At 60.9% G+C, this 23,971-nt stretch carries 21 protein-coding genes, 1 tRNA gene and 2 pseudogenes; 10 read left to right on the top strand and 14 right to left on the bottom strand.

The features are described from left to right. Positions 1–11 precede the first annotated feature (11 nt). From V1286_RS11550 to V1286_RS11540, 3 genes are all read right to left on the bottom strand, one after another. Complete coding sequence (locus V1286_RS11550) at positions 12–1,817, bottom strand: caspase family protein (protein ID WP_334479661.1); 1,806 nt, start codon at positions 1,815–1,817, stop codon at positions 12–14. A gap of 64 nt (positions 1,818–1,881) precedes the next feature. Beyond that, on the bottom strand, positions 1,882–3,741 hold the full coding sequence (locus V1286_RS11545) for a caspase family protein (protein ID WP_334479658.1): 1,860 nt from the start codon (positions 3,739–3,741) through the stop codon (positions 1,882–1,884). Between the two features lie 822 nt (positions 3,742–4,563). Next, a complete protein-coding gene (locus V1286_RS11540) occupies positions 4,564–5,154 on the bottom strand; it encodes a hypothetical protein (protein WP_334479657.1) in 591 nt (196 codons plus the stop codon). On the opposite strand from V1286_RS11540, the gene V1286_RS11535 reads away from it, so the two are divergent. Together V1286_RS11535 and V1286_RS11530 are read left to right on the top strand one after the other, a co-directional pair. After that, a complete protein-coding gene (locus V1286_RS11535; protein WP_334479656.1) occupies positions 5,117–5,437 on the top strand; it encodes a hypothetical protein in 321 nt (106 codons plus the stop codon). The genes V1286_RS11540 and V1286_RS11535 overlap by 38 nt on opposite strands. A 193-nt stretch (positions 5,438–5,630) precedes the next feature. After that, positions 5,631–6,290, top strand: a complete 660-nt coding sequence (locus V1286_RS11530; protein ID WP_334438931.1) for a peroxiredoxin — start codon at positions 5,631–5,633, stop codon at positions 6,288–6,290. A gap of 98 nt (positions 6,291–6,388) precedes the next feature. Here the strand turns inward: V1286_RS11530 and V1286_RS11525 are convergent. The 3 genes and pseudogenes from V1286_RS11525 to V1286_RS11515 form a co-directional block, all read right to left on the bottom strand. Continuing rightward, positions 6,389–6,790, bottom strand: a pseudogene (locus V1286_RS11525) (DUF2177 family protein). A gap of 108 nt (positions 6,791–6,898) precedes the next feature. Then, on the bottom strand, positions 6,899–8,635 hold the full coding sequence (locus V1286_RS11520) for a methyl-accepting chemotaxis protein (RefSeq protein ID WP_334479654.1): 1,737 nt from the start codon (positions 8,633–8,635) through the stop codon (positions 6,899–6,901). A gap of 130 nt (positions 8,636–8,765) precedes the next feature. Next, positions 8,766–9,641, bottom strand: a complete 876-nt coding sequence (locus V1286_RS11515) for a DMT family transporter (RefSeq protein WP_334479652.1) — start codon at positions 9,639–9,641, stop codon at positions 8,766–8,768. A gap of 328 nt (positions 9,642–9,969) precedes the next feature. On the opposite strand from V1286_RS11515, the gene V1286_RS11510 reads away from it, so the two are divergent. After that, positions 9,970–12,171 (top strand): cation:proton antiporter domain-containing protein, encoded by a 2,202-nt coding sequence (locus V1286_RS11510; protein WP_417021247.1) that lies wholly within the window; start codon positions 9,970–9,972, stop codon positions 12,169–12,171. 125 nt (positions 12,172–12,296) lie between these two features. Here the strand turns inward: V1286_RS11510 and V1286_RS11505 are convergent, their stop codons facing one another. Next, positions 12,297–12,743: a hypothetical protein gene (locus V1286_RS11505; protein WP_108518287.1), complete on the bottom strand. Its 447-nt coding sequence runs from the start codon at positions 12,741–12,743 to the stop codon at positions 12,297–12,299. 337 nt (positions 12,744–13,080) lie between these two features. Between V1286_RS11505 and V1286_RS11500 the strand changes: the two genes are divergently transcribed. From V1286_RS11500 to fabA, 5 genes are all read left to right on the top strand, one after another. Continuing rightward, complete coding sequence (locus tag V1286_RS11500; protein ID WP_334479648.1) at positions 13,081–13,338, top strand: hypothetical protein; 258 nt, start codon at positions 13,081–13,083, stop codon at positions 13,336–13,338. Between the two features lie 153 nt (positions 13,339–13,491). After that, positions 13,492–13,568, top strand: a tRNA-Arg gene (locus V1286_RS11495). 315 nt (positions 13,569–13,883) lie between these two features. Beyond that, positions 13,884–15,074 carry an ImmA/IrrE family metallo-endopeptidase gene (locus V1286_RS11490; protein WP_334479647.1) on the top strand — a complete coding sequence of 397 codons (1,191 nt, stop codon included), beginning with the start codon at positions 13,884–13,886 and terminating at the stop codon, positions 15,072–15,074. After that, positions 15,074–15,574, top strand: coding sequence for a DUF4411 family protein (locus V1286_RS11485; protein WP_334489624.1), 501 nt, complete (start codon positions 15,074–15,076; stop codon positions 15,572–15,574). The genes V1286_RS11490 and V1286_RS11485 overlap by 1 nt, the downstream gene beginning before the upstream one ends. 174 nt (positions 15,575–15,748) lie before the next feature. Then, positions 15,749–16,279 (top strand): bifunctional 3-hydroxydecanoyl-ACP dehydratase/trans-2-decenoyl-ACP isomerase, encoded by a 531-nt coding sequence (fabA, locus tag V1286_RS11480; protein ID WP_334479645.1) that lies wholly within the window; start codon positions 15,749–15,751, stop codon positions 16,277–16,279. Between the two features lie 547 nt (positions 16,280–16,826). Here fabA and V1286_RS11475 read toward each other — a convergent pair. The 4 genes and pseudogenes from V1286_RS11475 to V1286_RS11460 form a co-directional block, all read right to left on the bottom strand. Next, a complete protein-coding gene (locus tag V1286_RS11475; protein WP_334479643.1) occupies positions 16,827–17,174 on the bottom strand; it encodes a hypothetical protein in 348 nt (115 codons plus the stop codon). Positions 17,175–17,509: 335 nt separating this feature from the next. Beyond that, positions 17,510–17,887, bottom strand: a pseudogene (locus V1286_RS11470) (EAL domain-containing protein); the annotation flags it as partial. Positions 17,888–17,906: 19 nt separating this feature from the next. Further along, on the bottom strand, positions 17,907–18,923 hold the full coding sequence (locus V1286_RS11465) for an alpha/beta hydrolase (RefSeq protein WP_334479641.1): 1,017 nt from the start codon (positions 18,921–18,923) through the stop codon (positions 17,907–17,909). A gap of 479 nt (positions 18,924–19,402) precedes the next feature. After that, positions 19,403–20,572 carry a cupin domain-containing protein gene (locus V1286_RS11460; RefSeq protein WP_334479640.1) on the bottom strand — a complete coding sequence of 390 codons (1,170 nt, stop codon included), beginning with the start codon at positions 20,570–20,572 and terminating at the stop codon, positions 19,403–19,405. Positions 20,573–20,803: 231 nt separating this feature from the next. Between V1286_RS11460 and V1286_RS11455 the strand changes: the two genes are divergently transcribed. Further along, entirely contained in the window at positions 20,804–21,268 is a 465-nt protein-coding gene (locus V1286_RS11455) for a hypothetical protein (RefSeq protein WP_334479638.1), read from the top strand. A 19-nt stretch (positions 21,269–21,287) separates the two neighbouring features. Here V1286_RS11455 and V1286_RS11450 read toward each other — a convergent pair whose 3' ends face one another. Then, positions 21,288–21,755 (bottom strand): hypothetical protein, encoded by a 468-nt coding sequence (locus V1286_RS11450; protein ID WP_334479636.1) that lies wholly within the window; start codon positions 21,753–21,755, stop codon positions 21,288–21,290. A 142-nt stretch (positions 21,756–21,897) separates the two neighbouring features. Continuing rightward, the gene (locus V1286_RS11445) at positions 21,898–22,479 is read right to left on the bottom strand and encodes a hypothetical protein (protein WP_334479634.1); all 582 of its coding nucleotides are present in this window, start codon (positions 22,477–22,479) and stop codon (positions 21,898–21,900) included. Between the two features lie 275 nt (positions 22,480–22,754). Here V1286_RS11445 and V1286_RS11440 point away from each other — a divergent pair, with 275 nt between their 5' ends. Beyond that, positions 22,755–23,150, top strand: a complete 396-nt coding sequence (locus V1286_RS11440; protein ID WP_334489623.1) for a VOC family protein — start codon at positions 22,755–22,757, stop codon at positions 23,148–23,150. Between the two features lie 176 nt (positions 23,151–23,326). Here V1286_RS11440 and V1286_RS11435 read toward each other — a convergent pair whose 3' ends face one another. Beyond that, on the bottom strand, positions 23,327–23,776 hold the full coding sequence (locus V1286_RS11435; protein WP_334479633.1) for a hypothetical protein: 450 nt from the start codon (positions 23,774–23,776) through the stop codon (positions 23,327–23,329). Positions 23,777–23,971 lie beyond the last annotated feature (195 nt).

The following is a 23,971-nucleotide window of genomic DNA, read 5'->3' as shown; positions in this document are numbered from 1 at the left end:
TTCCAATAATCTCAATTGCAGATCTCAACTTGATCGACACCACGGCCCGATCCGCCCTGACGTTCAACGCGGCAACCGCTTCTTACAGGGCGGCAACCTTGCATCGTACAAAATATCTGCCCGGATGCCTGCGGCTTTGCCGGAGCCGCGTCGGCTTTGGCGCGTTCAGGTTTGTCGCGTTGTGCTTTCGGTTCTTCCCGCTTTGCCGTCGGCTTCTTCACTTCGATCTTTTCACACATGTTGTCGTCGCCAACTTCGTAACCCGCCCTGCACGTGATCTTCGTGCAACGGTCACCATCAGCTTTAAATCCATGATCGCAAATCAGCGGGCAAACGCGCGTCGTTTTGCTCTTGACGACATCGAGCGCATCAATGCTGACGACCTTAACGTCCAGCTTCATCCCCGCGTGCTTGTTGAACAGATCGAGCGAACGCTGCGAGGCCACATTCCAGTTGCCATCCACCGCGCCGGTGTTGCAGCCGACCCGGCGCAGTTCGGCTTGGAGCGACCGGGGAAGGTCGATCGCCTTGGGCTGATCGGATTGGTCAGCCGGTGGCGTCAGCGCGGCCAGCTTTTCCTGGCTGGCCTTATTTTCGGCAGCGGCCTTGGCTTCTGCGGCCGCCTTGGCTGCTTCCACCGCTCTGGCTTCGTCCGCCGCCTTTGCTATCGCCGCGGCCTTCACACGCTCCGCTTCTGCGACCTTCGCCTCTTCGGCCTTCTTGGCCTGCTCGGCGGCGATGCGGGCTTTCTCGGCGGCTTTGGCTTGCTCGGCAGCCTTGGCCTGTTCCGCGGCCTTCGCACCCTCGATTACGAGCCGGGCCTTTTCTTCCTGCGCTGCCTTGGCCTTGTTCGTGGCGTCAATTCGTGCCGCTTCGGCCGCCAGCTTGTCGCGTTGCGCTTTTGCGAGCGCCGTGAAAAAACCGGATGGATACTTTTCGATGAAGGCATCCCAGACTGGCTTGGTGCCAATTCGCTCGGCGTAATCGTAATCGCGCCGCATCGTGGCGTCCTGATCGACCGGCGCAGTCGGCGCAGATACGACCGGCGCGGCGGGCACGAGCATCACGTCGTTACCGCCCAACGAACCGTAGACAAACGGCTCCTGCGCATTGCCGGTTGCCTTCAAGACATCGTCGCGGACGAAGCCAAATGCCTTGCGAAGATCAAGTCCGGGCCTGGCGAGATGATTGACCAGTGCGGCTGCGAACGGACTGTTCTTGCTGTCGCCGTCGGATGCGGTCGATCCGGCCTTCGCGGCAAACGCAATCATCGTGTTGGGACTGGAAGGCTCGACCTTGGCGAGACCGCGGCCGATCGCGCGGGACGCGATCGTTCGCTTCATGCTTTTTGCAAACGGGTTATCCCGGCAGGCATCGAGGATGACCAGCCGCAATTGCTTGGCGGGTTCGACCGCTACCAGCACACGGTCGAGCGACAGCGTCTCGTCCAGAACATCTGTATCGGTTTCAAGCGTCGCGTCGACCGGGATGAGATAGTTGGTACCATCAAGCTCGATGCCGTGACCGGCGTAATAGATAACCGCGACATCCGCGTCGCGGCTCCTGTTGCCGAAGTCGCGCAGCGTCTTTCGCAACTCGCCGACGGTCAGGTTCAGTTTGGACTCGACGATGTCAAAGCCTGCGGACTTGAACATCGCGGCAACGGCTGCCGCATCGTTCGCGGGATTGCTGAGCTTGGCCACGTTCCGGTAGGACGAATTGCCGATCACCAAGGCCACGCGTTTGTCAGCCAGCGCGGGCTGGCCAGCCAGGAAAATGAACCCGACCGTCAAAAAGATGTTTAGCAAAGCGCGCATCAAAAAAACTTCCAAATCGGCATACCGAATCCTAGATCCAAACACCGCGCACTTCGTCAGCCGCTCAGTTGCAAACTTCGATCTGTCCGCTGGCGCCTGAGACATATCCCGGCGCTCCGGGCCTCACGACTTGAATGCTACAGCCTTTGCCTACCGGCCTGCATCCTTGACCGGTACAAAATATCTGGCCTGAGGCTTGCGGCTTCGAAGGGGTCGATTCTAACTTGCCGCGCTCTGCCTTGTCGCGCTGCACCCTCGGTTCTTCGCGCTTTGCAGTAGGCTTCTTCGTCTCGATCTTTTCGCACGTGTTGTCATCGCCGACCTCGTAACCTGCACGGCAGGTAATCTTCGTGCAGCGATCGCCATCGGCCTTGAACCCATGATCGCAAATCAGCGGGCAAACGCGCGTGGTTTTGCTCCTGACGACATCGAGTGCATCGACGCTCGCAACCTTGACCTCCAGCTTCATCCCAGTGTGCTTGTTGAACAGATCGAGCGACCGCTGCGAGGCCGCATTCCAGTTGCCGTCAACCGCTCCGGTGTTGCAGCCGACCCGCCGCAGTTCGGCTTGTAGGGAGCGAGGGAGGTCGATCGCCTTGGGCTGATCGGACTGGTCGGCCGGCGGCGTGAGCGCGGCGATTTTGCTCTCGCTTCCCCTCTTCGCAGCGGGCTCCTTTTCTACTTCGGCGGCTTTCAACCTCGCGGCCTCCGCAGCCTTTGCTTCCTCGGCGGCTTTTACTGCTGCTTTCGCGCGCTCGGCTTCGGCAAGTTTTGCTTCTGCCGCGGCCTTCGCACGCTCGGCTTCCGCTACCTTCGCCTCTTCGGCCTTTTTCGCCAGCTCGGCAGCGACACGGGCTTTCTCGGCGGCTTTGGCCTGTTCGGCAGCCTTGGCCTGCTCCGCGGCTTTGGCGCCTTCGACGGCGAGGCGCGCCTGCTCGTCCTGGGCTGCCTTGGCCTTGTTCGTGGCCTCGATCCGCGCGGCTTCAGCCGCGAGTTTGTCACGTTGCGCCTTGGCAAGTGCAGTAAAGAAGCCGGACGGATATTTCTCGATGAATGCATCCCACACCGGCTTGGTGCCGACCTGAAGTGCGAATTCGTAGTTCCGCTGCATCGTAGCGTCTTGATCGGTCGATGCGGCTGCCGGGGGTACAGGCGCGGCTGGCACGAGCGTCACGTCGTTGCCGCCCAACGAGCCATAGACAAATGGCTCCTGCGCGTTGCCGGTTGCCTTCAAGACATCGTCGCGGACGAAGCCGAATGCCTTGCGCAGATCAAGGCCCGGTTTGGTGAGATGATTGACCAGCGCGGCTGCGAACGGGCTGTTCTTGCTGTCGCCGTCGGATGCGGTCGATCCCGCCTTCGCCGCAAAGGCGATCATGGTGTTGGGGCTGGAAGGCTCGACCTTGGCCAATCCCCGTCCGATCGCGCGGGACGCGATCGTGCGCTTCATGTTTTTGGCGAACGGGTTGTCCCGGCAGGCATCAAGGATTACCAGCCGCAATTGCTTCGCCGGCTCGACAGCGAACAGCACGCGGTCGAGCGGCAGCGTCTCGTCCAGAACATCCGCGTCCGTCTCGAGCGTGGCGTCGACGGGAATCAGATAGTTGGTGCCATCCAGCTCAATGCCGTGCCCGGCATAGTAGACAACGGCGACATCGGCATCCCGGCTCCTGTTGCCGAAATCGCGCAGCGTCTTGCGCAACTCGCCGACGGTCAGGTTCAGCCTGGACTCGACGGTGTCGAAGCCTGCGGACTTGAACATCGACGCAACAGCCGCCGCGTCGTTCGTGGGATTACTCAGCTTGGCCACGTTCCGGTAGGCCGAATTGCCGATCACCAGCGCCACGCGCTTCTCGGCAAACGCGGGCTGGCCAGCCAGCAAAGTCAGCCAGGCCGTCAGGACCACTCCCAAAAACGCGCGCATCAGAAAATTTCCAAATCGGCAATGAAAACCGACACTAGCATCGAATTTAGCGGTCACAATACGTAGGAATGCCGAGCGGTTAATGTGACTTAAGTCACAGTCCTCGGTCGTGGCTTTCACTGACGTAGGCGTCGACCGCTCGGCGCGCGTCCAAAATGCCGCAAAACGCGCTGCGCGTAAAAACGAATTTCACCAGCCGGTTCAACGTGATTTGGGTCGTCCAGATTGCGCGGCAAAAATATACCGCTTCCACCGCCGGGCAAATCACCCGCATAACTCCGCGCGTCTCACCCAATTGAGGGACGCTCGCGATCGTCACGAACGTGCGGTGAGATGCGGTGGACGCTGGTGGCGCGCTAGACGTACGCGCCGGATGCGTACGGTGAAGTCGTGTGGTTCGGGCGCCGCGGTGCTGGCGCTACGTTGGCGGGAAGCGTCCCGCCAATAACGGAGGCAAAAGAGCCGTTCTCCGGGAAGAGCACGAAGTAAGCCGTAAAGCCATTGCGCAGGGAAGGCCGGGATGCTCCGCCTGTACCTGTATGCTCGTGTGCGTGTTCTTCTGTGCACGTTGCACACGAGACCGCGGGTGCAGCAAGCACCCGGTCTTCCCTGCGCCCTCTATTTCGAGGAGGGCAAACGAAGATGCAAACCTCGGACGCAATGCGCCGCGAGATCGCAAAACTGTATCTACCGTCATTGCGAGCCATCCGGCGGCGCTTCGCGCCGACCGGGTGGCTCGCAATGACGGCCTCATCAGCGGTGCCAAAACAAAACGGCGGGGAATGACCCCGCCGTCTTCAGGTCAGTGATCGCCAGATGAACTTACAGCATCCCCATATCCAGCATGCCCGGCAGTTGCGCGAGCGGGAGCGCGGCGGCGCCGATCAGGGTTGCGACCAGCGCTGTGAGGCGGTGGTTAACGCGGCGCTTGCCGCGCATCTGGCTGGCAAGCCATTCCAGCACCTTGGTATCGATCTTGGCGGCTTGCGTCGGCGCCCAGCTCTCGATGTCGGTATCGGGCGACAGCGCCACCGTGCGCGGCGGCACCGGCAGGCCGGATTCGGACGCCGCATGATGGGCGACCGCCTTGGCCAGCAGGTCGTCGAAACGTCCGTCGTCGGTACGCTCGGCGGCGGCGTCGCTGATTTCAAACAGCGCCTCGACTTCGGCGCGGCTCACCGGCTGATGCTCGACCGCGCTGACGGTCAGGATGCGCGCGCACCAGGCAGCGTCATCGGCATCGAGCGCGCGGGAAAAATGGATACGGCCCTTGGTCGTGGGCCCCTCGCCAGTGATCACGCCGTCGCGCACGATGGTGAGCGCGTGCGCCGCGGTCTGGCGGCAGGACGGTTGCGGGACGTCGTCGGATGTCTCAATGGACGTTTCAGTGGTCTTGGCAGTCGGGGCAGGCATAGTTGCACTTCTCGATTTCTTTTTCAGGTCCAGCATTTCCATACCGGGCATGAACGAGCGGTTAACGATTCGAAACTGGCATTTCGAGATTTTTACATGGTTGCCAATTGGTCGCTGTGATGCCGGTCACGGTTCAGGCCAAAGCACCCACAACGCACCCTCGGGTGCAAAGCGGCCCGGCGTGATGCGGGCGATAAAAGGCGACATCGGGGCAGCGGCGGCAGAAAAGTGGAACAGTGTTGAAAAGATTGCGATCAAACAAAAGGATAGCTCCAGAACCTGACTCATCTTCGCCAAATGCGGGAGCAAACGGGTTCTTTTCGTCGCAGAGGCGCGGATCAAAAGAAGATGCTAGGAGTTCCGGGCTTGCGGAGAAGGATCTCACCTTTTGCGCTAACTGGTTCACTTAACCGCCTCAGACTCGTATAATGCTAGAGACGAATTCTCCTGTAACTTTAATAAGATGAGGTCACATCATGGCACTCCCTATTGGCGCAACCGCCCCCGATTTCGAAGCCCAGACCACCGAGGGAAAAATCAAATTCCACGACTGGATCGGCAATAGCTGGGCGCTCTTGTTCTCGCACCCGAAGGATTTCACGCCGGTTTGTACCACCGAACTCGGCGCTCTCGCGAAGTTGAAGCCGGAGTTCGACAAGCGCGGCGTCAAGCTGATGGGCCTGAGCGTCGATCCCGTCGACCGGCATTCGAAATGGTCCGAGGACATCAAGGAGACGCAGGGTGCTGCGCCGAACTATCCGATGATCGGCGATACCGACTACAACGTCTCCAAGCTTTACGAGATGCTGCCGGCTTCGACCTCGGGCGATCCTCTCACCCGCACGCCTGCAGACAACCAGACCGTCCGCAACGCGATCGTGATCGGCCCCGACAAGAAGATCAAGCTGACGATCGTCTATCCGATGACCACCGGCCGCAACTTCCAGGAGATACTGCGCGCGATCGACTCGCTGCAGCTGACCGCAAAGCATCGCGTCGCGACGCCGGCCGACTGGAAGCAGGGCGAGGACGTCATCATCGCAGGCTCCGTCAGCGACGACGAGGCGAAGACGATCTATCCGGCCGGCTGGAAGGCGCCGAAGCCCTACATCCGGATCGTGCCGCAGCCGAAGTGACGAATTGAGATGGCGTAGGGTGGGCAAAGGCGCGCTTGCGCCGTGCCCACCATCAAGAGCGATGCAAGAAGTGGTGGGCACGCTACGCTTTGCCCACCCTACATTTTCGGCACCACCCAATCCGCCACGAGCAATCCGGCGGTCGAGGAGACCGCCGTCACGAACGCCCCCCACGCGACGTCGACGATCGCGACCGGCTAACTCCAATGCTTGAGCAGCGCCAGCGAGGTCAGGTCGAAAGTCGCGTAGCAAAAGAAGCCGAACAGCGCGCCATAGAGCAGCGTGGATTGCCAGGTAGCGCCCTGCCCGCCGCTGACGAAGGTCACGACGCCAGCAACATAGATCAGATAGAACAGGATCGCGGGTGCGAGCTTGATCTCGCCCAGCATGTTGCCGACCTGGGAGGCGAGGAAGTCCCTGGCGACGACGCCAAGGAACAGAAAATCAAGGGGGAGGATGACGAGCAGCGTCACCAGATAGAGCGCGGCGTATCGGTTCACGGAAGCCCTCCAGCCCGGGAAACGAGGGGCATTCGCAGTATGGGGAAACTACGAATCCGGAAGCTTCCGGTTTCACCGGCGGCGGGCGCCGCAGCCGTGACGCTTCCGTCAGGCGGCGCGGACGCGGTCGAGGAATTTTTCGACCTCGGCCTTCAGGTGCAGGCTCTCGCTCGACAGATTCTGCGCGGAGGCAAACATCCGGCTCGAGGTCTCGCCGGTCTCGTCGGCGCCCTGCGCGGCGTTGCGGATGTTGGCCGCAACGTCTGCCGTGCCGCTGGCCGCCGCGCGAACGCTCTCGGCGATGTTCTGGGTAGCGCCGCGCTGCTGCTCGACCGCCGCCGAGATCGAGGTGGCGATATCGCTGATGCGTTCGATGGTCTGGCCGATCGCCTTGATCGCGCTGACCGACTCTTCGGTCGCAAGCTGCATGTTGCCGATCTGGCTGGAAATCTCCTCGGTCGCCTTCGCGGTCTGGCCGGCGAGGCTCTTGACCTCCTGCGCCACCACGGCAAAGCCGCGGCCGGCATCGCCCGCCCGCGCCGCCTCGATGGTGGCGTTGAGCGCCAACAGGTTGGTCTGCTCGGCAATCGAGGTGATCAATTTCACCACGTCGCCGATCCGGGCGCCGGCTTCGGACAATTCGTTGATGCGCTGGTCGGTGGCAGCCGCCTGCTTGACGGCGTCGGCCGCGATCCCGTTCGATTCCTGGACCCGGCGGGTGATTTCGGCGATCGAGCTGGAGAGCTCGTCGGAGGCGGTCGCCGCGGTGCGGACATGCTCGGAGGCGGTCTCCGAAGCGCCGGCCGACTTGCCCGACAGGCCAGCCGTAGTCCGCGCGGTCTCGGTGAGCTGCTGCGCGACACGCTCGAATTCGCTGGAGGAGTTCAGCACCTTGTCAAGGATGCTGCCGACGCTGGTCTGGAACTCGTCGACGAAGCTCCGCAATTCAGTCTTGCGCTGCTCGGCAGCGGCGGCGGCAGCCGCAATCTGTTCGTCGCGCAGGCGACGGCGTTCGACCGAGTTGTTCTTGAAGACCGCGAGAGTACGCGCAATCTCGCCGATCTCGTCCATTCGGTCGTGGTAGTCGACCTCAACCTCGGTGTTGCCGTTGGCGATTGCCGTCAGCGAGGCCGTGACCGAGATCAGCGGCTTGGTCACCCGGCGCACCAGCACCATGGTCAGCATCATCACGAGCAGCGCAGCGATGCCGGCTGCGATCGCCATGTTCTGAATGGCGTGCGACAGCATGCTCTCGTAGTGCGCCATGGGAATGCCGACATAGAGAAGTCCGATCACCTTTCCGGCCGGATTCATGATCGGGTAGTAGGCCGTCATGAAGGTCTTGCCGAACAGCGTCGCCGGCCCCCGGTAAGCCTCGCCGCGACGCACGACCGCCTGCCCCGGATGGTCGGGGGCGAGCTGGGTGCCGACGGCACGGTCGCCGTTCTCCTTCTTGACGTTGGTGGTGCGGCGAACGAACTGGTTGCTGGCATCGTCATAGACGAAAAGCGTCGCGTTGCCGCCGGTATAGCCGACCGCGCGATCGACGATCGCGTGGTCCTTGAACTCCGGCATTTTGGAAATTTCGGCGCGGGCGACGGCCCCGTCCTTGATCGTAATCTTGGCGTCGCTGTAGGTCTCGGCAAACGCCAGGCCCAGGGTGCGCAGGTTGACCTCGATATCCCGCAGCGCCCGATCGCCGAACTCGGAGGTAAGCGACCAATGGGCCGCTCCCACCACCAGCGCGGTATTGACCGCAATCAGAAGGATGGCCGAGATAACGGCTTTGGTGCCGAGCCGCAGCTTGAGCGCCGGCAGGAACTTTCCAATGGATTGCGTGGTCATACGAGAAATCCCCCAAAATCGTGCCCAATCTGACCCGTTTTGCTTACGATCGCCTTAATGGGCACAACCCAGAGAAAATATTGAGAAGCCTCACGAAATTTATACGTGCATGAAGGTCGAGAACTCTACTTCAAACTGAACGGCGGTTGACCACCAGCACCGCAGCAGCACAGGCGATCATGCCGACAATCGAAACCGCGTCGAGCTTCTCGCCGAACAGCACATACGCCATCAGCGACGTCACGGCCGGGACCAGATAGAACAGGCTCGCCACCGACGTTGCGGCCGAGCGGCGGATCAGCCAGTACAAGAGTCCGATCGACCCGATCGACAACACCACGGCAAGCCAGGTCAGCGCCAGGATGAACTCGGTGGTCCAGTGCACCACATTGGTCTCGAACAGCCATGCGCCGAGGCCGAAGAAAATCGTCACCGCGACGTATTGCACGAGATTGCCGGAACGCCAGTCGATCGTGCTGCAGTAGCGGCGCTGGTAGAGCGTGCCCAAGGTGATGCTGACCAGCGATATGGCCGAGGCAAGCCATCCCCAACCCGCCTCGCCGCTCATCGGCCGGTCGTGCAGGATCAGCACGACGCCGGCGAGCCCGAGCAGCAATCCGCCCCATTGCAGTGGCGTGACGCGTTCGCCGAGCCAGCGGCTTGCAAGCGTCGAGGTAAGAATCGGCTGCAGCCCTGGGATCAATGCCGAGAGCCCCGCCGGAATCGAATGCGCGATCGCGATCGCCGTGCCGCCGAGATAGATTCCATGCACCAGAATGCCGGCGACGGCGCTGTGCGCGATGCCGATGCGATCCGGCCAGCGTGGCCGCGCGATCGCCACGATGATCGCCATCAGCCCCACGACGCAGGCCATGCGGATCGCGAGATAGGTCAGCGGCTCGGCATTGTTCAGCACATATTTGGTGCCGATGAAGCCCGTGCTCCAGAGCACGACGAAAATCGCCGGCGCCGCGCGCGCGGCCATTTTTTCGAAGTCGCCAGTCATTTGCGCCCCTGTTGCCCGATCATATGCCGTGCGGCAAGGACTGATCGCGCCGGGCTGCCGAGCGCAACCACCCCGGCCGCGATCCAGGCGCCAAACATTCGTTCAACTGCCAACGCCGCGCGGCCGGATTCGCGTTCGATTCAGAAATCGGCACTGCCTCCTCATGCCAAAGGTCCGTTAGCCGCTTGAAACCAATCATCATGAACGCAATTGACCCCGGGAAGGCACGGAATCCAAAACTTCCGGATCGCGGATTTTGGGGAATTAAGCGATGGCAATCAGATGGTGCCGGTCGCGAACCTTGTGGACGCTCGCTGCATTCCTGCTGATGACAACAGTCGTCAGCGCTGAGGGCGAAAAATCAGCCCGTCCATCCGAATTCCTGCTGCTGGCCCAGATCGCGCTCCTGGTAGCGGTCGGACGCGGGCTCGGCGAAATCATGCAGCGGATCGGCCAGCCATCCGTGATCGGGGAACTGTTGGCCGGCCTGTTGCTGGGCCCTTCCCTGTTCGGATGGCTCTGGCCCGCCGCCCATGCGGCGATCTTTCCCCCCTCGCCCGAACAGAAAGCGCTGATCGAGGGCATCGCGCAGGTCGGCATCCTGTTGCTGTTGCTGCTGACGGGGATGGAAACGGACCTCAAGTTGGTCCGCAAGGTAGGGCGTGCGGCTGCCTCGGTATCGATTGCGGGGATCGTGGTCCCATTCATCTGCGGCTTCTCGCTCGGCCAGGTTCTGCCGCAGAGCCTGCTTCCGCATCCCGAAACCCGCCTCGTGGCCTCGCTGTTTCTAGGTACCGCGCTCTCGATCTCGTCGGTAAAAATCGTCGCTGTGGTCGTGCGCGAAATGAACTTCATGCGGCGGAATGTCGGCCAGATCATTGTTGCCACAGCCATCATCGACGACACCATCGGCTGGATCATCATCGCCATGATCTTCAGTCTGGCATCGCACGGCACGCTCGATGTTTCTTCCGTCGGTCAGGCCGTGCTTGGTACCCTTCTCTTCCTGGCCATCAGCTTCACTGTCGGTCGACGGCTGGTATTCCGCCTGATTCGCTGGACCAACGATTATCTGGTGAGCTCAGCCGCGGTGATCACCGTCATCCTGCTCCTGATGAGCACGATGGCGATGATCACGCACCTGATCGGGGTTCATACCGTGCTCGGCGCGTTCGTCGCCGGCATCCTGGTCGGCGAATCGCCGATCCTGACGCGGCAGATCGACGAGCGCTTGCGTGGCTTGATCACGGGTCTGTTCATGCCAGTGTTTTTCGGTATGGCCGGCCTGAGCACGGATCTGACCGTGCTTCGGGATCCTGGTCTGCTGATGCTGACGGGCGCGCTGGTGTGCATCGCCAGCATCGGAAAATTCGGCGGCGCGTTTGCGGGCGGCGCGCTTGGTGGGCTCACGCCAAGGGAATCCTACGCGCTGGCAACCGGAATGAATGCGCGCGGCTCGACCGAAGTCATCATCGCCACCATCGGTCTTTCCATGGGAGTACTTAGCCAAAATCTGTTCTCGATGATCGTGACGATGGCGATCCTCACCACCATGGCGATGCCGCCGATGCTTCGCGGCGCGCTTTCCCGTCTTCCGCTCGGGAAGGATGAAAAGGCGCGCCTTGAGCGCGAGGAGTTCGAGCAAAAGGATTTTGTCGCGAATCTCGAGCGCCTGTTGCTCGCCGTAGATGAAGGCGCGAATGCGAAATTTGCCTCTCGTGTCGCGGGCCTGCTCGCAGGAACGCGTGGCCTGCCAATTACGGTTCTTCATGTAGGTGCCCGTGCAAAGCAACAGGAAGGAAAGCGCCAGGATGAAGAGAGCCACGAAGCGGTCGTAAGAGAAGCCGCCACGAAAATCGCAGAGGCCGACCAAGAGAGCGTGGGCGACGTCGAGATAACGACGCGCGCCCGGGCTCAAAAGGCCGCCGATGCCGTCGAGGAAGAGGCGCGAAAGGGATTCGATCTTCTCGTTGTCGGAATGGAGAATGTCTTGGGCAAAGACGGCTTCGACCAGAAAGTCGAAGACGTCGCCTCGGGCTTCAAGGGGCCTGTTGCTCTCGTTGCGGCAAAGGGCGTCCACCTCAAGCAACCCGCGGGTGCGGAGTTCAGGATCCTGGTTCCGGTTTCCGGAAGTGCCGTATCGCGACGCGGTGCGGAGGTCGCGGGCGCGCTGGCGCGCTCGAGCCCTTGTCCACTCAGGGTGGTTTATGTGTCCACGACGAGGGACAAAGGCGCGCGCCGGCGCGGCGCCAGCATGTCACTCGCGCGCGAGGAAGGTATTTTGAAAGACGCCGCCGCGGCAGCGGCCCGCTATGATGTCGACGTCAGAACGACGCTGCGTGCGAATGCGACTCCTGAAGAGGCCATCTTGCAGGAGATCGAGACCAGCGGCGCCGATCTCGTCATATTGGGGGTCGATCGGATGAAGGGGGATGCGCTGAACTTTGGCGGCGTAGCCGCCGCGATTCTCAGCAAATCAAAAGTGTCGGTGTTGCTGATCGCGGACGGAGAAGCCAACCGGAAAGACTAGAGCATTATCGGTTCTGATTGAATCAGAACCGAAGCTCTAGATTCTTGTTTTGACGCGTTTTCTTTACGCGAACCGGTATCCACTTCGCTCAAAAACGCTATAAGCCGCGGTAGACTTGCTGCGCCTCACCACTCTTCCGGGCAGGCATCGACGATCTTCCAGAGCTCGCCGCCGTTCTTGATTTTCTTCATCTCGGTGGTGAGCCCGCCATTGCGGCGGATCCAGTCCTTCACGGTGTCCGGGTAATAGGACATCAGGTCTGACGTCCCTTCCAAACTCGTGACCTTCATGCCGAAGGTGAAGGCCTTGTCGTAATAGGCCTGGTGGAAACCGAGGCTCGCCTTCGGCGTCACGCAGATCTTGTTCATCGGCACGATGCCGAACACCAGCGTGCAGGCCGAGTTGCAGATGCCGTCGATGATGACGCGCTCCTTGCGGTCGCGGATGCGCTTGTACTTGGCCTTGTACTCCTCGACATATCCGCCGTGATCGCGCCTAATATGCAAGTCGGCGCGCGCTGGCGTCGCGACCAGAACCGAGAGGGACAGCAGGGCAAGGGGCGTGATGCGCATGGGTCGATCGGGAACCGGATAGCCTTTGTCAGACGCGGGATAAGTCGGCCCGTAGAGTCAGGACCGGACAGCAAAACTTTGGCCGGACTGTGTTGGGAATTCGTTAAGCATCCCTTGAGGCCAAAAATGGGCGCGTTACGGTGCTTTTCCGCAGCTTTTCTACCCGCTTCTCCTAGAATGCGAAATCAGATCAGCCAAAATGTCAGGGAATACGGGCTTCGATCGAATCAGAGGTTCAGCATCTATCATATTGTTTTGACGTGCTTTTCTTCACACCAACGGCTATCCGCTCAGCTCGAATTCGCACCTGTTTCTGTGAAACTTCCGGAGAATCGAAATGACCAAAGCGAAGTTTTTCGTTGCCGCCACCCTCCTCGCCACCGCGACCCTCGCCCCAGGTCTGGCCGACGCCCGCCATAATCGGCACCACCTGCACAATTGGGGGCTGCCCTACCCGATCAGCTACCTGCACAATTACGGCCCCGGCCTGCAGCCCGGCACCTTCGCCTATTACGACGGTCCCTCTACCATCCTCTGCCGCCAGGGCGCGGCCGCCTATATCGGCCAAGACCGCCGGCGGTATCCCTGTTACTAGCTAAAGCGTTTTCCAGTGAAGTGGGGACCGGTTCGCGTCAAGAAAACGCGTCTAATCGAGAATCTAGAGCCCCGTTCCGATCTCAATCGGAACAGGCTCTAGGCATCCACTGCTGGCCCTGCCGGGCCAAGTCTGATAATCGGCAGACCGCACGCGCTCGTAGCTCAGCTGGATAGAGCATCGGATTTCGATTCCGAGGGTCGGGAGTTCGAATCTCTCCGAGCGCGCCAGTGATTTCAATCAGTTAGCTGCCATCCTCATCTTCCCGTAGAAGCGGTTCACCGTGCGGGGTTGACTCACGTTCTTTCTATGTTCTCATGCGTGGATCAGGCCGATCTACTGCGACCCGAAAAGCGATCCATCTGGGTTCTCGGCAGTACTTTCGAAGGTCCGGCGACTGCGACGCCGCACCTTCGCAACCGCACCAGGCGCCCGTTATTTCGAGGTTGAGACAAGCAATCGGGGCGCACTTCTGGAATAAGCCGCATAGCATCGACTGATGAGCGCACGATAAAATTTACAATTTGCGGTAGGGTGATTCCGTTATGGCAAGCTCCGCACGGAAGAAAGAGCCAATTCCATTCAACGCCGACGTGCTCAAATGGGCGCGAGAATGGCGTGGCCGATCCGTGGACGAAGTAGCGTCGAAGCTTAAGCAGCCAACTCAGAAAATTCTCGATTGGGAAGACAAGAAAAGTGGGACCGCACCGACCGTCCCCCAGGCTAGATCTCTTGCTGAATTTTATGAGAGGCCATTCCTAGAGTTTTTTCGTAGTGCCCCGCCTCCCGTAAAAGAGCCAGAACTGGTCCCCGACCTTCGACGCCCCCGAGATGCCAAAAGGCTGAACGCTGAGCAAGAGCGCGATCTGAGGTCCATCCAATCGTGGGCTGAAGCTCAACGGGATAATGCGATCGATCTCTTTAGCGAGATTGGGGAAGAGCCACCGCCCCTCCCGACAGAGCTGCATGCAGCCGTCGCGAACAACCCTAATACTGTGGCGGACGAAGCGAGGAATGCTCTCCATTTTGATATTTCCGAGCAAACGGCACTCAGGTCTAAGCAGCATCTCCTCCCTAACGTTCTACGTAACAAGTTCGGCAGCGCCGGAGTCCTAACTTTCCGAAGAAGCGAGCTTAAGAAGCTTGGAATTCGCGGCATCTGCATTTTTGCAGACCCTCTTCCGGTGATCGTCTACGGAAACGAATCTCCGTCTGCCCAGGCGTTCACGCTGGCGCACGAACTTGCACACATCGTGCTCGGCCACAGCGGAATCATTGGACCAGTCAGAAAGAATTCATCGCCAACTGAAAAATGGTGCGATCAATTTGCAGCATCATTCCTCATGCCACAGAAAGATGTGCGTGACGTTGTTGGCGCAATGCCAAATACGCCCGCTGACGAGATCAGCGACAGTGACCTTTCAAGGTACTCACGTCATTTTTCTGTCAGCCGGCACGCGATGCTTATTCGGCTAGTTCATCTCGGATATGTGAAAGAGTCCTTTTACTGGAACAAAAAGAAATCTCAATTTGATACTGAGGAAGCCAACTTTAAGCAGTTTGGACGTGCCGAGTATTATGGCACGCGATACCGCAACACACTTGGCGATCTCTACACCGGACTAGTGCTGCAAGCGTGGACGTCGGGCCGGATTACAAATCACAATGCTGCAGAATTCATGGGCATTAAGAATTTTTCTCATCTCAACGATATTCGCGAGCATTTTTGGAAGTGATGAAGAAGTATTGCTTCGACACCTCAGGCATTTCTAATCCCTTGGAGTCGATGCCCGAAGACATACACGAATCTCTGTGGACAGGATTCAAGGCAAAAGTGCTGGAGAGCGGAATCGTCGCTGTCACGCAAGAGATATTCACGGAGATGGAGCACATTCCCGGCTCGGTTGGCCAATGCATCAAGGATAATAAGGACAACATCCTCTTGGAAGTCGGAGAGGATTGGGATTGGGGAACCTACATCGACCACTGCAACAATATGGAAGATCAGCACAAGGATTCAATTTCGGAGTTCATCGGAGGCACGAAGAAGACAGTTGGCTTGACTGACATTTCAATCATAGCGTTAGCAAAGACACTAAAGCTCCCAGTGGTCAGCATGGAGTCGCCAGTAACGAGTCAATCCAAGAAACTGCACATTCCGGATGTGTGCAAGCTTCAGTCGGTTGACCATCTGACATTTAGCGAGTTTTGCCGGAAAGAAGGTCTAAAGTTCTAAATTTCCGTCGTGCTGAGCGAACAACGACCCGATCCGGAGAAACTCACGGATGAAATTTGGGCCTTCATAGCCGGAGCCCTGCGCCTGACGGCTGGCGCCGGCATCAAAAAAACCGAACGCGACAAAGTCGCCTGACGCCGAGCTAGCGGCAGCCAAACGCCGAAGGAGTTTGCCTTGTCCAACCCTCGCGACTTTCACGCGCCGCAATCGTCCTACACCAAGGAAGATCTGCTCAGATCGAGCGAAGGCGGTTATTTCGGCCCGGGCAATGCCCAGCTGCCGGCACCGCCCATGCTGATGATGGACCGTATCACCGAGATCAGCCTGGACGGCGGCGAATTCGGCAAGGGCCACGTTATCGCCGAGCTGGATATCACGCCTAGCCTCTGGTTTTTCGACTGCCACTTTCCCAGCGATCCCGTGATGCCGGGATGTCTGGGTCTGGACGCCATGTGGCAGATCGTCGGCTATTGGCTTGGCTGGTCGGGCTCACCGGGCAAGGGCCGCGCCGTCGGCGTCGGCGAGGTCAAGTTCCGGGGGCATATAACGCCAGACGTCAAGCGCGTGCGCTACGAAGTCAACATGCGCCTCGTAAGGCGTGGCAAGCTGGCTGTTGGCATTGCTGACGGCAGCGTGTTTGCCGACGACGCATGCGTGTATCTCGCCAAGGATATGAGGGTCGGACTGATCGCACCTGCAATCTGAGATGCGGTCCGAGGAGACTGTGGCCTTTTCATCGGCCGCAGCCCACCGCGCCCCTCACAGCCGAGCGCCGTCAAATAGCAGCGGGCATGCCGATCAGGAACAAATCCAGATGATCGCAACCGCAATCGGGAGACCCAAACCAAGCGCGCCGAAAATCGCCAGGACGAATTCGGAAAGCAGACTTGCCTGGTGTCGTACGCCAGGTGACGACATGACGTTACTCCTTGGAGCCCCGCGAGCCTCAGCCCGCCCCCAAGATGAACGATCAATAGCGCCTCGGACCAAAGCCCGTGGCGACTCTCTACAGAGGGGCAATGCTGGGGCGTTATGGTTAACAAGTGGTTAATGGCATAAAGAGAAGTTTGCAGACCGCGCCTTGACGACGCGCCGCTTGATCGTGAATCGCGTGCCGGCGGTGCACACGCCGTTTCGGCCAATGTTCCGGAAGCGCGCCTCGCCGGCATCGTCGGCCGCTCCCCCGTCTCGCCCGCCGCCGTCAAGGAATAGCGCCTACTCGGCGCCATTCCTTTTCAGCGGCGCACGCCGATCAGAATGAGCAGCCATACGCCGTGAGCGAGGCCTTCGTCGCATCCAGCGTCTGCTTGCAGGTCGATTCCATGGTCGCCTTCGCCGATGGATTCTTCGCCATGTCGACCCACGCCTTGCGCGTCTGGTCGATCTGCGTCTTGTACATCGCGCGCTGTGCCTCGGGGACCTTGGAGACGATGCAGGCATCGTATTTGGTCAGGAAGTCGTCACAGGCTGCGATACCCGTGCTCTGCGCGTGAGCCGAGGTGACGCCCGCGAGCAAGGCGATGCCCGCCGCGAGTGACAGCACTTGTCGGCGGTTCGCGCTCGAACCTGCCGCGGCCTTCGATGTTGCTTGACGCATCATTCTTATTCCTCTGTATCAACTGAATAATTCGGATCGCCGGCAAGCGCCCGGCGCCGCCCTGTATCTCCACGACCTATCCGCAAAGCGTCGCGCGCCGACAACCGGTCGGCGTTGCGCACGTTGAGCAGTTCAAGCGTTGAGCAGTTCGAGGCGAGACCGGGCACCTTCGTGCCGGCCACGAATAAATGTTCCGTCAATTTGGCGACATTAAGGGTGACAGCATGGTGACATTGCGACGGCCCACGCGATCAATGACAGGTTGTCGCCATCATGTGCGGTGCGATTCCGCTGCACTGTGCGGCAACGGCGCTACGACATCAGGTGTCGATCGAATCTCACCCGGCCACGGCGGCGAGTCGCGGATGATCCGACATGCGGTAGCTAGCGATGAAGCTCTCGACCTCACCTTGCGGCATCGGCTTCGCAAAGAAATATCTTTGCATCGTCGAGCAACCGAGACGGCCGATGATCTCGACCTGCTCGGCCGTTTCCACACCTTCGACCACGCAGTCGAATTTCAGGTTGCGGCACAGGTCGATCACCGTCTTGACGATGTTGCGGGCGTTGTCCTGCGTCGCGATATTGCGAATGAAGCCGCGGTCGATCTTGATCTTGTCCGGCGACAATTGATGGACATAGCTCAGGCTGGACTGCCCCGACCCGAAATCGTCCAGCGCCACCTTCAATCCCATCGATCGCAGAATCCTGCACCGCTCGTAATCGGCACCCGCCTTACGCGGCTGAGGTGTCGATCGAACGGCGTATCACCCGCCGCACTTCCGCATTGGACAGGAACAAATCGTGGTTGATGATGCCCCAGCCGGCCTCGGAGGCATCGATGACGCGCACCCCGAGTTGCTCGATGGCGGCTTTCTCGGCGGCGCCGACCCGTGTCATCCCGCCAGCCAGTCGTCCCGACAGCGCCAGAGCGCGGTCGTTCGTCGCGGCGACGACGGTGATCTTGCGGCCGAGCGGACCGATGCGGACAACCGCCGACGAGAACACGTCCATATCGATGTCAGGTGAGGCAAACACCACGGCCCCGATCTTGTCCGTAACGCTGTCGCCATTTCGCGCATAGAGCTGGCGCAGGCTTTCGAGCGTCAGCATGGTGCCCATACTGTGCGCGACGATGTGAACACGGCCGACGCCGGGAGCCGTGACGGCGGATTGGAGCACGCGTTCGAAGCCATCGCGCGACCACATCGCGCTGTCACGGTCATAGGCGTAGTCGAACAATCCCGCCTTGGACGGCCAGGAGAAGACCATCGTCTGGCCGCGGAATTTGATGCCATCGGCAAGATGTGCGGCATCGAGCGCCGCTGTCTCAAATGTCTGCTTGAAACCGTGCACGTAAATCAGGACGTCGCCTCCGCCGCTGGCGAGAAGATCGCTGACCTCTCCCGACACCGGCTCGACCCCGTCGAGACGCCAATCGCCAATACCGGCTGCGGCGAGCGAGAAGCGGCTCTCGTCAGGCGGCACCAGCTTCGCCCGGCCGACGGTCATCCTTGTCGCGCGCTCCGGCCCGAACCAGGGTTTCGTCCGCCCGCCGTTCACCGGCTTGCGCGTGGTTGCAACGAGCAATGTCGGCTCCACCGAGAGCGACGCAGCATCGTAACGCGCGCCCGTCGCGCCCAAGCTGGCGCAACCGCCGAGCGCGAGCACGCTGGCTGAGGACGCAATCCCGCGCAGGAACGCGCGGCGGGACGTAATAGCCTCGTCTTGCAGCAAATGTCGAACGATCACGCGGAACCTTTGGGAACACGGCCTTCGCAGACCTGCCGCCGCAGGTCTCTCGAACTAGGATGGCGAGAAAAGGGCGGGCGACGACGATCGAACGTCCAGTTCCGTCGCGATTCCGTGATCCGCAGCCGGCGCAACGAAACCATTTCGATCCGCCGCGAAGTCCTCCGGAAACAAAGGTCCCCTACGGTGTTATCAATCAAACCACGGGGTTAGATCATGTTTGTATCGGTCCTCAACCTCATCTACCGCGAGTTCCTCAAGCGTGCCCTTCTCGGCATGACCATACAGGGAGGAAGGCTATGACCGAGGTCGTGACGGCATTCCTTATCTTCGTCAGTATCGGCATATTCCTGGCTCACGCATTTGACGCCTACCGCCTGCGCTAGATCGGCGCGATAGCATACGGACGCAATTGCGCCACGAGATCAGTCGACGTTTTAATGCACGCTTGTTAATCCAGGCTTGGCGGCCCTCTCCTATCAGGCGCCATCCTTGCCGGCGATGAACACGTCGCGATCCGGGAATTTTCCGAACACTTCCGCCGGCTGGCCAAAATTCGTGGCGAGCACATCCTTTGGATTTGCCGCGATCCATTGCGACAGGTCGATGGTCTCGTAGATGCCGGCATTGAATCCGATCAGGATGCGCGCCGGTCCGCTGCCGACATTCTCGATCGAGTGACCATAGCCCTGCGGGATGTAGCCGACGTCGCCCTTCTGCAATCGCTCGACCCGGTAGCGGCCGTGCGAGCCGAACAGAGTGACGCTCACCTCACCCTCGACGACGTACTGCCACTCGTCGGCGTTCGGATGCCAGTGCAGCGTCCGCAGCGCGCCGGGATCGAGATCGAGTACGACGCCCGTGATCGTCTTCGCAATCGGGAAGCTCAAGGAATCGACGCGCCACTCGCGGCCGCCCCGATAGGTCGCATGCGGCGGCTGCGCCAGCAGGCGGTATTTATGGGTCTGCGGCGGCAGCTTCCAGCCCTGCAGCGGCTTCGACGGCTCGGCAGGCGGCAGATTGCCGCGCGCAAAATACACTTCCTCCTTCGGAAACGTTGCGAACGCTGCTTCGGGCAGGCCGAAATTCTTCGCCAGCAGCGCCGGCGGCGTATGTCCGACCCAATCGGTGATGCTGAAGGTGCCGAATTCGGAGAAGTAGCCGTTGTCGAAGATCAGGATGAAGTGACAGGGCTTGTCGCCGAGGCATTGCAGCATGTGGCCATGGCCGCGCGGGAAGTACCAGACGTCGCCGGGATCGAAATCGTTGGTCTCGGCGAGGCCACCTGGGTCAACGACGGTGGTGCGGACGCGGCCCTCGAGAACGAACGCCCATTCCGCCGCGGTGGCGTGCCAATGCAGCTCGCGCATCGCGCCGGGCTCAAGCCGCATCGAGACGCCGGCGATCCCCTTGGAGATCGGCAATTGCGCAACGGTCGCCTCCTTGCCGTAACTGTTGCCGATGACCTTGCCGTCCGACTTCTCCAGCGCGAATTTGAAGGTCGGCAGATCCTTGCCCGCGAGCGTTGGGTCCGGAACATTGTTCATGAAGCTCGGGTCGCCGCCGGCGGCCGGCTGCGCTCCGCCCAGCGCTGCCAGCGAGGCAATGCCTGCGGCGGCCAGAAACTCCCGACGTTGCGGATCGGACATTGATGCTCTCCCTCTGCGGGCCAGCGAAAATGCTCCGGCGCCGCCCACGCGACCGCCGAAGGGAGTGCCCACTAGACTACAAAGCTGGCGATGGGGTGTGTCGACCACAAGCCGGAGCGGCCCGGGGCAACGAGACGTCAAGCAAGGTCCGGCCCTCCGGGCCGCCGCGGGCTCAATTGAATGGCTATTAAATCAACAAGTTAGACAGACGCTCGGGGATGATGCTAGAGAATGCAGGCGCGCAGCGGGACTTCGATTCCGAGGGCTCGGGAGTTTCTGGTCTCTCCAGGCGCGCTCGTTCGGCTTGCAGCTATTCGGACATTTCACATGAGAAAGATCATACTGACGCTGGCGATCCTGTATCCGGCGGCGGCGCTGGCTCAGGGGACCGCCCCCGCCAATCCTCCGACCATTGGCGGCAAACCGCTGGTTGTGGTCGGGTCGCAGAAAGCTGCTGCGGGCAAGAAGGAAAAAGAAAAGCCTTTATCGGTCGCCCAGAAGTTGCAGGCCTGCCAGGACATCGACGATGCGACCAAGGAACGGCTGAATTGCTACGACGCCGTTTATGCGCCGCAGCCCAAGCCGAAGGCGCCGGCAGCGAAGGGCGTCAATGACTGCCGCTTCCTCAAGGAGGAAGACGAGCGGCTGACCTGCTACAACGGTTTTGCGGATAAGATTCCGAAGCTGCCGCGCTAACTAAATCAGGCGGGGCACCCTACCAAGTGCTGTTCCAGTTCGAACCGCCGAAGAAGCCGAAATGCGACTGCTGCGCGACCCGCATTTGCGGCGGCTGCGCGAACTGCATCGGCGGCGCCTGACGGCTCTTGGCGATCTTGCGCTTGCGCTGAACCTGCGGCTCGGGCTTCTTCGCCTCCGGGGGCACGAACTGGGCAAACGTCTCCCGCGCGCGGGCCTGGGCGGTGGCATCGGCCGAGGCCACGGCAGGCACCGACGGCGCGACGGCCCGGGCCGTCACAGTCGGCGGAACAATCGTCGGAAGGCTGGTGTCATAAACCACCCGCTCCGGCGGCTTCTGGTCGGAACGAATGCGAACCACGGTCTTGTCGACCGAAGGAGCGGTCTGGCTGGCCACGACGGCCTGCTGCGGGACGAGCGCATCGATCGCCAACAACAGCGCGAGCAGCACTCCGCCGACAAACAGGAAATAACGCGCTACGGGCATCGATCTCGCTCCCCCCGCGCGAGCACCGCGCGGTTCAATCGCCTAACGGGCGATACACCAGTTAGTTCCTACCCCACCGGCAAGGTTCAAAGGCGGCGATCACATTTTCGGGTACGGGAGCGCGCGTTTGATTCGCACAGGGTTAAATTCGGCTGGCTGTAACCACTGAACATTTCGCCTTATTTGCGTTGACGTTGACGAACCCGACCAGCATGCCGGCATAGCGCTTCCGGCTCTTCATGTTCACGGTATCGGGAATGATACGCCTGCGGTCGGTCAGGTGGCTGCCGTCCCGGCGGGCGAAACTGCAGGCGATTTCGATATCCCTCACCGCGTAGTCATTGGCGTTGCGGAGCGTGAAGGTCACCAGCGCTTTCGAGCCCAGTCCGCCCCTTCGCCACGACTGCGAAATAATTTTCAGGCCGTCGAGCGGCGACGTGGCGGACTCCACCGTTTCCGGCGGCGCGATGTCGAGAGGCGCGGCAGCGGGGTTGGCATCGGTCGGCGCCGGGCTCGACAGGGTCGCCTGGGTCCCGGCCGTGTCGTCGTTGCGGGATGTATCCTGCGTGACGGGGGTGACTTCAGGCGGCGTTGCGGTGGCATGCCCCTCGGCATCGCTTGCTTGCGGGAGCATCAACCATATGGCGCAGCCCGCGATGGCGATGGCCGGTAGCACGGCGAGCCGTGCTTCGGACTTCCCGAACGACCACCCGGCGATTCTCATAGCCGCGCCCTCACCCCGCAGCGCCGGCGATTGCCGTGCCGCGCACGAAAAAAGCCCTACGGGCGTTTCCCCGTACGGCTTCTGTCACGACCGCCGCTGTACGGATCCCGCCGCCCGTCAACAATCACCCAGAGCAGAAATGGTTTCATGCCACCTCGACAATATTGCATTGCGGCGGCGGCCCGACCGGGATGGAATTGCGGATGCGCGGCGGCTACATTGGCCGCGCCGCAACCGGCCTTGAGCGCCGCAACAACAATAATGGGGAGACCGAAATGCCGACCGTCGATTGGGCAGTTACTTGGGATCATGTTCATCTGCGCAGCCCGGATCCCGAAGCGACCGCGGCCTGGCTGGAAGACATCCTGGGCGGCGAGATCATCCGTGGTCCCGGGCGGATCGACGTCAAGCTCGGCGGCGCCAATGTGTTCATCGCACCCGTCACCGCCGGCGACGGCGTCAACACCCCGCCGGTGACGCCCTATCAGGGTCTCGACCATTTCGGCCTGACCGTGAAAAACATCGACGCGGTCGCCGCCGAGATCAAGGCCAAGGGCGTCGAGTTCACGAAGGAGCCGACCACCATCCGGCCCGGCGTACGCATCTGCTTCATCCGCGGGCCGCAGGGCATTTCGATCGAGCTGCTGGAGCGCGACAAGAAATACGCGTGAGCGTCGCTTGATCCTCATGGTGAGGAGCGCGACACGCGCGTCTCCGGACGATGCTGCGCATCGCCGTGCGAACCATGAGGCCACAAGCGGGCCTGCATCATTCGAGACGCCGCTGGCGCGGCTCCTTCGGAATAAGCGCAAGAGCGCTTATTCCGAAGATGAGGATTGATGGTTGCTCACGTCATGCTGCCCGGCATGAAGCAGCGGATGCTCAATCCTTGATAACCGCGCATCGGCCAGACCATGGTTCGGCCGACGCGATTCGGTTCGGTGATCACGGCGTCGTCAGGCACCTCGTGCCATTCGCCGTCGATCCGCACGCGGTAATGCCCGTTGCCGGACTCCCAATCGACATCGCTCAGCGCATATCCATCAGCGTCGGAACAGCACGGCCCCTTGCCGCTTCTCAGACTGTCGAACCATTGCTTCAGCGGTGAGTTGGCATAGCGCCCGTCGGGATCGCGGGCCTCGCCGCGATCGGCGGCGAGCGGCAACATCAACAACACGCTGCCGATCATCATCCACTTTTTCCAGCGGCCCGCGCGATGACGGCCCGTAGTTTCACGGTTGCTGTTTCCGATGTATGGGTGCGGCACGTGGCCGCCGGAATTGATCCAGTTGGTCACCTGTTTCTCTTGCTCCAGCACCCGCCGGCCGGTGCCATACTGGACTATGCATTTCGCGGGCCAACTTGATTCGGTCCATCGTCCATCACCCTCGCATCACGTCGGAGTGGTACGCTTCGCGTTTGCTTCCTTACGGGGAATTGGCAGGCAACCTGACGCGTTGACGGTGCATGCCGCACTTTGGCATAACTCCTT

The sequence above is a fragment of the Bradyrhizobium algeriense genome (assembly GCF_036924595.1).
Classification (GTDB): Bacteria; Pseudomonadota; Alphaproteobacteria; order Rhizobiales; family Xanthobacteraceae; genus Bradyrhizobium; species Bradyrhizobium algeriense.
Note: the sequence above shows the minus strand (reverse complement) of the source record. Positions and strands in the feature narration are given on the sequence as shown.